Source organism: Microcystis sp. LSC13-02 (assembly GCA_002282935.1).
Lineage (GTDB): Bacteria > Cyanobacteriota > Cyanobacteriia > Cyanobacteriales > Microcystaceae > Microcystis.
Window position 1 is genome coordinate 1 of record MTBT01000031.1, and the last position, 8,986, is coordinate 8,986.

General features: G+C 39.8%; 8 protein-coding genes, 1 pseudogene and 1 riboswitch. Of the genes and pseudogenes, 7 read left to right on the top strand and 2 right to left on the bottom strand.

The window, feature by feature from the left end; translation table 11 throughout:
- The 6 genes and pseudogenes from BGL89_RS02165 to BGL89_RS02190 all read left to right on the top strand — a co-directional run.
- Positions 1–112, top strand: a pseudogene (locus BGL89_RS02165) (DUF3782 domain-containing protein); the annotation flags it as partial.
- Positions 83–241, top strand: a riboswitch (cobalamin riboswitch). (Overlaps the previous pseudogene by 30 nt.)
- A gap of 57 nt (positions 242–298) precedes the next feature.
- On the top strand, positions 299–1,723 hold the full coding sequence (gene cobG, locus BGL89_RS02170; protein ID WP_286824196.1) for a precorrin-3B synthase: 1,425 nt from the start codon (positions 299–301) through the stop codon (positions 1,721–1,723).
- A 1-nt stretch (position 1,724) separates the two neighbouring features.
- On the top strand, positions 1,725–2,351 hold the full coding sequence (locus tag BGL89_RS02175; protein ID WP_286824203.1) for a precorrin-8X methylmutase: 627 nt from the start codon (positions 1,725–1,727) through the stop codon (positions 2,349–2,351).
- Positions 2,348–3,052, top strand: coding sequence for a precorrin-2 C(20)-methyltransferase (gene cobI / locus BGL89_RS02180; protein WP_286824197.1), 705 nt, complete (start codon positions 2,348–2,350; stop codon positions 3,050–3,052). The genes BGL89_RS02175 and cobI overlap by 4 nt, the downstream gene beginning before the upstream one ends.
- Positions 3,053–3,238: 186 nt before the next feature.
- Positions 3,239–5,833, top strand: a complete 2,595-nt coding sequence (locus BGL89_RS02185; RefSeq protein WP_286824198.1) for an SUMF1/EgtB/PvdO family nonheme iron enzyme — start codon at positions 3,239–3,241, stop codon at positions 5,831–5,833.
- Positions 5,834–6,110: 277 nt separating this feature from the next.
- A complete protein-coding gene (locus BGL89_RS02190) occupies positions 6,111–6,305 on the top strand; it encodes a hypothetical protein (protein WP_286824199.1) in 195 nt (64 codons plus the stop codon).
- 108 nt (positions 6,306–6,413) lie between these two features.
- Here BGL89_RS02190 and BGL89_RS02195 read toward each other — a convergent pair whose 3' ends face one another.
- Positions 6,414–6,656, bottom strand: a complete 243-nt coding sequence (locus tag BGL89_RS02195) for a Txe/YoeB family addiction module toxin (RefSeq protein ID WP_286824200.1) — start codon at positions 6,654–6,656, stop codon at positions 6,414–6,416.
- 17 nt (positions 6,657–6,673) lie between these two features.
- Positions 6,674–6,892: a hypothetical protein gene (locus tag BGL89_RS02200; protein WP_286824201.1), complete on the bottom strand. Its 219-nt coding sequence runs from the start codon at positions 6,890–6,892 to the stop codon at positions 6,674–6,676.
- Between the two features lie 686 nt (positions 6,893–7,578).
- Here BGL89_RS02200 and BGL89_RS02205 point away from each other — a divergent pair.
- Positions 7,579–8,370, top strand: coding sequence for a hypothetical protein (locus BGL89_RS02205; RefSeq protein ID WP_286824202.1), 792 nt, complete (start codon positions 7,579–7,581; stop codon positions 8,368–8,370).
- Positions 8,371–8,986 lie beyond the last annotated feature (616 nt).

The window sequence follows — 8,986 nt, forward strand, 5'->3', positions numbered from 1 at the left end:
AGCGGATAAATATGCTTATCGTCAAGGTTTATTTGTCTTGGCACAAAGGGGTGAAAATGTAGCGATTCTTAACGATACTGAGTTTCAACCGAAAACGTGGTATAATCCTTAAACTTGTCTTTGGGAAAGTCCAGTGCAATTCTGGTACTGTGCCGCAACTGTAATCAAGTAAAAAGTAAAAAGAGTACATCTTCCCTTTTTCCTTGCGAGTCAGAATACCAATTACAAGCTTTTGATCGGTAGTATAGACAACTAATTTTCTAACTACTTCTCTGCGTCGCATGGAGAACAAACAACGGTGAATTGGTTAGTTGAAGCAAATGCTTGTCCCGGTTTATTTTATGGAACTGCTGCCCAGGATGGGTTTTTAATTCGTCTCCGCACCCCCGGTGGATGGCTCAATTCTCCACAGGGAAAAGCGATCGCCACTTGGCTCGAAGAATGGCAGACGACAATACAAGTTACCAATCGGGCAAATCTGCAAATTCGCGGACTGCAAAAATCCCCCAGTTTAGAAGAATTTCAAACCCTGCAAAAATTAGGGTTAGCTGCCCATAATCCCAGTATCGATCATCTGCGTAACATCATGTCTAGTCCCACTGCCGGAATTGACTGCCAAGAATCGATCGATACTCGTCCATTAGTCCAAGAATTAGATAATTTTATCCAAAATTATCCATCAATTGCCGAACTAAGTCCTAAATTTAGTATCGGGATCGATGGCGGTGGTGCAGTGGGAATTGGCACTGGTTCAACTATGGCCTGGCAACACCGCTATAACGAGATTCAGCTATCGGCAATTGCCGTCAATAATCCGACAAATTTAACTTCTCTTGTTTGCTTTCGATTAGCACTCGCAGGAGATAAACAATTATATGACACGGACTTATTAATTGAGCCAGAAAACTGTTTAGCTGTGGTCAAAGCACTGGTAAAGGTTTATGTCGATTATGTTCAACAAAACCCTAATATCAAGGGGAAAAAACCTCGGATGAAACACCTGCTAAAAGATTGGGGATTAGCAAAATATCTCGAACAAGTTAACTCCCAATTACATCGGACTTCTACCGGCATAATACACCAGCAAAAATACTGGCAAGCTGCCCATTCTACTCAACCCTATTTTCATCTGGGAATTCATCCTCAAAAGCAACCTGGATTATCTTATATTGGTCTATCATTAGGATTAGGACAATTGACGGCTAATCAACTATGGGGATTAGCGGCACTATCAGAAACTTTTGGCAGTGGTCAGTTACGATTAACCCCTTGGCAGACTGTTATATTACCCGATATTCCCGATGAAAAAGTCTCAGAATTGTTGCCAAAACTGGCATCCTTAGGATTATCCGCTTCTCCCGGATGGGATGGGGGAATAGTTGCCTGTAGCGGTAAACCCGGTTGTGCAGCAGCAGCCACTGCAACTCAAATCCATGCTTCTCTCCTGGCAGATTATTTGCAGGAACACTTAACCTGTAATTCTCCTGTTAATATTCATTTGACAGGTTGTGCTAAATCCTGCGCTCAACCGGGACCGGCTGAAATTACCCTTTTAGGAACTAATATCGAGGAAAATGGCCAAATACTGGAAGCTTATCAAGTCTATGTGGGTGATAGTCAAAAATTCTTAGAAACACCCATATTTGAGGGAGAATTTGCCAAGATTCCCCCGCTCATAGCCCAAATTTTAAGCTCCCAAAAATCGAAAAATTTAGATGAATAGAATGGAATACATTAAGAATGGTGAGGAAATTTACCGCAAATCTTTTGCTATTATTCGGGCTGAAACTAACTGGAAAAATCTCCCCGATGATTTAGCTCATGTGGCGGTTCGTCTAATTCATTCCTGCGGGATGACAGACATAACAGAAGATTTAGAAGCATCACCGGACGCAGTTAAAATCGGACGAAATGCCCTCGCTGGGGGTGCAGCAATTCTCTGTGATTCTCAAATGGTCGCTAATGGCATTACCAAAGCGCGTTTACCTAAAAATAATCCGATTATTTGTACCCTCAATCATCCAGAAGTGACCGAGTTAGCAGGGAAAATTAATAATACCCGCTCCGCTGCCGCTTTAGAACTTTGGCGACCTCATTTAGCTGGAGCGGTGGTAGCCATTGGTAATGCACCAACCGCACTTTTTCGCCTACTAGAATTGCTCGATCAAAATGTAGATAAACCAGCTTTGATTTTAGGCTTTCCCGTGGGATTTGTGGGAGCGGCAGAGTCGAAATTAGAATTAGCAACTAATAGTCGTGGTGTGCCATTTATTACCCTGCACGGACGTAGGGGAGGCAGCGCAATCGCAGCAGCAGCAGTCAATGCTTTAGCAAAAGAGAACGAATTATGAATGAATTAGGCAAACTTTATGGATTAGGAATCGGGCCTGGTGATCCCGAATTGTTGACGCTAAAAGCACACCGCATTCTCACAACTGTTCCGGTAATTGCTTATCCTACCTTAGAAAGTGGCAAAGTTTTGGCACGGGCAATTGTGTCGGATTTTATCCGTCCCGAGCAGATAGAAATTCCCATGCCTTTGCCTTTTAGTGTCGAGCGCAGTTCTCAACCTCATTATGATATTGCTGCCGAAAACATCGCCGAACATTTAAACTTAGGTCGAGATGTGGCGGTGCTATGTGTGGGCGATCCGATGTTGTATGGCACATTTATGTATATCTTTAATCGCTTGTGCGATCGCTTTTCAATTGAAGTCGTGCCGGGCATTTCTTCAGTGATGGCAAGTGCAGCAATGCTGGGTGTACCTATCACTTATCGAAATGACGTATTTAGTATCATGCCGGCTACTTTAGAGGCGGAAATATTGCGGGATCGCCTAGCATTTATCGATGCAGCGGCGATTATTAAATTAGGCAGACATTTCACTAAAGTTCGCAATATTCTCCAGGAATTAGGATTATTAGAACGCGCCCTCTACATCGAACGAGCAACCTTACCCAATCAGCAAATTATTCCGATTACCGAAATCGATCCAGAGGCTGTCACCTACTGGTCATTAATTCTGATTCCTAGTAAAACTCAACCCCAATAACTCTATAGACACTAAGTTAAATCCTCTATCCCCTACTTGACAGAACCTATAGGGTTTAGATAATATTATGAAAATGTCTTTTCTTCGTTGCTTTTTTTGTTGCACAGGAGGTTATATATCGCGTTTCTCGGATTGATAAGGTAATCTATTTTCTTCTCCGTTCTCTGTCACCTAAAAATAACTACCATGTTCGATTCTCCTGAATCTATCCGCAATACTAGCGTCAGCGATCAAGCTACTAATAATGATGCTCTCGGATTTGAGCCTTATGTAATAGCGATCGCTGAATTTTTGTTGCATGAGCAGACACAACCACCCCTAACTTTATCGGTTGAGGGAGAGTGGGGTAGTGGCAAGTCTTCTTTTATGAAAATGTTAGAGGAATATTTACGAAAAAAAGGAGGTCGGACAGTTTGGTTTAATGCTTGGCGACACGATAAAGCGGAGTCGGTATGGGCGGCTTTTGCGCTGTCTTTTATTAAGCAGATTTCTACGCCCAAAAATTGGCGAGATTTACTTCGAGTTATCCTACGCCATTTTAAATTACAATTATTGCGTTTTAACTTAGAAAAAGGCTTATTTGAATTAATTAAAGCTTTACTAGTAATAATTTTTGTGATTTGTGCCTCAATTGCCATTCCCTTTATTTTAATCATTTATGGAGTTGAAGGAATTAACGAATTAATCAGAGCAACAACCTCTCAAGATGTTTTTTGGAGCAAAATTAATTCAGTTTTTAAACTGTTATTTACCGCCGGAGGTTTAACTTTATCAGGAGCAGGAATTTTTGCTGGTATTAAGAGTTTATTGAGAAATTTTCAAAGATTACTCCAAAACCCCAAAAACAACCTAATTAAATACATAGAAGCCCCAGATTATAAAAAACAATCGGCATTTGTAGAAGAATTTCATGAAGATTTTGCTAAAATTGTTGATGCTTATATTGGCAATGATCGGGTATATGTATTTATTGACGATTTAGATCGCTGTGAACATCCAAAATCAGCGGACTTGATGCAAGCGATTAACTTGATGATTGCTGATGATCCTTCAGTGGTGTTTATTTTAGGAATGGACAGAGAAAAAGTAGCCGCTAGTTTAGCTGTCAAATACGAAAACATTCTCAAGTATTTACCGTCGGAAACCACAGAAATTGATCCTGATATTTTAGCGAGACGTAGTGCTAATAAAGGGTTAGCTTATGGTTATACCTTTATTGAAAAGTTTGTCCAGCTTCCCTTTTTAGTTCCCCAACCATCCCAGTCAGATTTTGAGCGTTTTTTGATTCAGCTTGCTACTTCAACTCCTCCCAATTTACAGCCAGCTAAACCTCATTTTACATTTTTTCAGTCATTCTGGGGTAAGTTTAAGTTAGCTTTACCCTGGAGAAATAATTCGCAAAAGCATCTCCCTTCCGCAACAAGTAATCAGACAAGTGATTTAAACAACTCGTCTCTAGATAATCCTTTAATAGAATCCGAACAAACCGAAAAAGAGAAAGCACAAGCAGCCGTAATTAAGCGATTAGAAGCGATTCAAGTCAAAAATTTTGATAAAGATTCCCCAACAGTGCGGAATGTCATTATGATGGTAGCTCCCGCATTGGATTACAATCCGCGACGGATTAAACACTTTATCAATGTCTTTCGTCTCAAGGTTTATATCGCTAATGAAACTGGTTTATTTTTTGAGGAGCGAGACGAGGATAATAATTTGTTATATCCTTCTCTAACTTTTGAACAGTTAGGCAAATTTACTGCCATTAGTTTAAAATGGCCATTGTTATTGTCAGATTTGGAAAATGATAAGCAAATTTTAGCAAAACTAGAAAAATTTGCACTAGATGAAGAAAAAACCCAAGAATATGAAGAGTCGATTCGCTATTGGGGTAGTCATACTAAGCTTAAAGCTTTAATGGCTTACGGTCATGAAGAATCGGCAGCTAACTCTAAATTTAGCTTTGCGGCGTTAAATGTTGATAAATTATTACAAGTATCACCCAGGGTAATTCGGCCAGCAAATGAGCCTATTCAACCACAACAAATTTCCCAAAATATTACCTCATTACCTCCAGACTTTAACCTAGAAATGGTGTATATACCCGCCGGTAGATTTAACATGGGTTCTAATGAGCGTGAGAATGACGAACCGATACATGAAGTAAATGTTCCAGCATTTCAGATAGGCAAATATCCCGTCACCCAAGCACAATATCAAGCAGTGATGGGAAATAATCCTTCCGGGTTTTCAGGAAATCCCCAGAACCCGGTAGAATCTATTAGTTGGTTTAATGCTCAAGCTTTTTGTAAAAAATTGAGCCAGTTAACCGCAAAAACCTACCGTTTGCCTACAGAAGCAGAATGGGAATATGCCTGTCGCGCTGGTACAGAAACCCGATTTAGTTTTGGCGAGGAGGAAAATCAACTAGGAGATTATGCCTGGTTTGATGGTAATTCAAATAATACGACCCATCCTGTTGGGGAAAAGCGACCTAATCCCTGGGAAATCTATGATATGCACGGCAATGTTTGGGAATGGTGTGCTGATCAACAGCATGAAAATTATGTTAACAAACCAGAGAATATTAAAGAAAATGGCAGCATTGCATGGGCAGATAACAATATAACTAATAAGTCATCAATAATACGGCGTGGCGGTTCTTGGTACCGCGATCCTTTGGCCTCTACCTCAGCGTATCGAGGCAGAAGTGTTGCCGAAATTTGCAACAACGATCTCGGTTTTCGTGTTGTGTGCGATCTCCCCCAATCAGTTAACAGTTAACAGTTATCAGTTGCTCAGAGCCTATATGGAAGCGCACCAATAACCAATAAAAAGATGAAGTCTAATAGAGTGAGCCTGAGAATAGCGATCGCTGTATTTGCCCATCACCGCTTTTCAAGGTTGCTTTAATGTTATACCATTTTTCTTTATTCGTAGCAGGTATCTTACTCCCCTCTCCCAGAAAGGGAGAGGGGTTGGGGGTGAGGGCAATTAACCATCTCTGCCATTACTTTTGAAAAATGGTATTAGAATCGAATCACTCCCTTTAGGCTTTGCTATGCGTGCGATTGAAACCACTGGTATCCTCAATACCCAAGGGCAAATTCAACTTGATCATCCTATTCCCCAAGAAAAAGATCGGTTTGTGCGCGTCATTCTTTTGATGTCGGAGGATGAACTGAACGAAAAAAACTGGCTAGATGCCGTTTCCCATAATTTTCCCAACGATGCCCAGTGCTGTGGAGCTAAATAATCGCACTCCCACATCTCCCAAAAAAAGAGCGCACTTTCCATATTTCCCAAAAAGCGATCATTCCGTTCTATCTCCTAAAAATAGATCGCTCTCCAGCATCAAAATGATCTAGTCATAATGACTCCACATCCGATAAATTTTGATCAATTTCTCCGATTCAAAGACTTCATAAACTAGCCGATGCTGTTTATTGATACGACGACTAATTAACCCTTTCATATCCCCTTTTAATAACTCATAATCCGGTGGGTATTGAAACGGGTCTTCTTCAATTATTTTGATAAGTTCAAGAACCTTGGGCTTCAGTCCACTAGAAGCAATCTTTTTTGCATCTTTTTGAGATTGGGTCATAAAGATTATTTTATACATTACCAATCTAACTCATCTAAGCTTAAGCTCTGTTCAATAGATTCATCACGGGCTGCCTGAATAGTTTGAATCATTCCTTCGATTCCCCTTAGATATTCGTCATCACTGACATAATCTGATTGTTCCAGAATTTTAATTTCGTCTCTAGAGAAGCGATCAAGTAACCATAGAAATTTTTCACTAATGCTATCGTCAATTTGCAAGGTAATTGTTCGCATAAATTAACTCCTAAGCTTTCTGTATAAATCGCTTTCACATTGAAATCTACACTTTGTGCATTCTATCATTATTTTCCACACCCCTACAAGCGATCGCCTTTCCACACCCCTACAAGCGATCGCTAGGAAAACCGGTAATACCTCCATTGGATTGGCATAACGCCCTGTGTTTAGTTTGGCTTCGATCAGCTTTTGGTGTTCGGGTTTTAAGGTTAATTTCAGGGTTGTTAAGGCTTGACTCTTTTTCATTATCGGTTTGTCGCTGTGGGATCGTCCCAAGTTTGCTCAGGTAAGATGCGCTACTCATTGTTTACTGTGGGGTAAGCTCTCTAGCCTGTCCAGATGACAAAAGTGGGATATTCCCATCTCGGTTTTTGTGGTGGGTATAAAGCAAAAATTTAGGGGTCGGAGTGGGGTGAGATTGTCAGGATATTTTGACAAAGGTTGAGCTTAAGTTGGTAAAGTTGGGGATTTTTCCCAAGTTAAGGATTTTTCTGAGAGAGTATAGTGGCTGTAAGCTAGGCGGGGTAAGGGATTGGTGGAATTTTACTGACTTTTTCCTTAAGTTCCTAAACTTCGGTTGTGTTGAGGAGCAGGAGAAAAATATACTGGATTGGAAGTTATACATTGTGAAGTTTTTCTTACTGTGTATTACTAAGTACCATAAATTATTGAGGGTAAATTCGATGATATTGAATCTGAACTCCGAAAATCAGAACAAGAAAAAGTTTGCATTTTTAACGGGGATGATTGTTTCCGTTTTGGCAATCTTAGTCCTTACCGTTGGTAATGCTGCTTTTGCTCAACCTGTTTTTACAGATAAACTCGATTTAGGTTTAACGAGCTTTTATCCAGATGCGGCTTCTCAACAGAAGAAAGTTGATATATTAGAGAAGCTTAACTACAACATCTCTATTCCGCTTAATAATGCTCCCGATATAGATAAACTAGGTGATGGATCATTTCAGAGTGCCGACTTAGACTTTAGTACAACCCAGCCCACTGTTCCGGGTACTAATACCCGTATTTCCTTCACCGGTCCTATTACCACAACTAATGGAGTTGCTGAAACTTCTAAACTTTATGCTGTGGTCGCAGGAAAGCCTAAATTAAACACTTGTCCAGTGGAAGTTCAGGAAACACAGATTGTATTCTTCAATCAGAAAGATGATGCAAATACAAAAGCTCAGGCTCTTTCCGACGAAGGATACCTGGTTTATGTCACCGCTAATGCTGCTGTACAAAACGAAGCCAGAGATCAAATTATAAAACTCAACTGTAAACCTAATGCTCAAGGAGTAATTGTTAATGGTAAAACACAGAAAGTTACTGTAGATTTTACAGATGTTTTCAACTTGCTACCCCCAAATTTACAGCTGCCTGCTAAAAATTCACCTTTTGTTTATTCACCAAAAAGTGATTCCATTTATTTAGTCAATGCCAGAAAAGAATATGATCCCAGTAACCCTACAAAATAAACTTCTATAAAACATCTCGTGTAGGAATGGGAATTCAATAACTTGTATTACTGTGGAGAAGATATTTATGATTAAAATATCTTCTCCACAGTTTGTTTAATGCTTGAGTATAAATTTAAATGCAATTACCGACAATGACTGTCTAGATGTCTTCTAATAGACTTTCTAGCATTGCGCCCGCCGCTCTCCTAGTATGCCTTACTTAATGCGTCTTTTTGCTTTAAATTACAATAAATTTGTTTGTTATATCCGTTAAGCTATGCTAACATATTCTACCGTTACTGCTACAATTGGCTCCAAAGACCACTATAACCAACTAAAACCATGACTCAAGCCACTTTTGCAGAAATACTAGAAGCAACCGAACAACTTCCCCGAAAAGATCAAGAACAACTTATTCACATTTTAAAAAAGTGAAAGACATTAACGAGGCTCAACAATACCTCAACAACTAATGGAAGAGATTCTGGCATGATTAAAATAAATTAAGGTCATCTGGCCGCAGTCAGTTTTAACCGACTGAAAGTATTGTAAAGTTTCAATACAAATATGGTCATATATAGTTATTCATGGTAATATGTACAGACAAAACTATCGGACTAGGCAAAAAAACAGG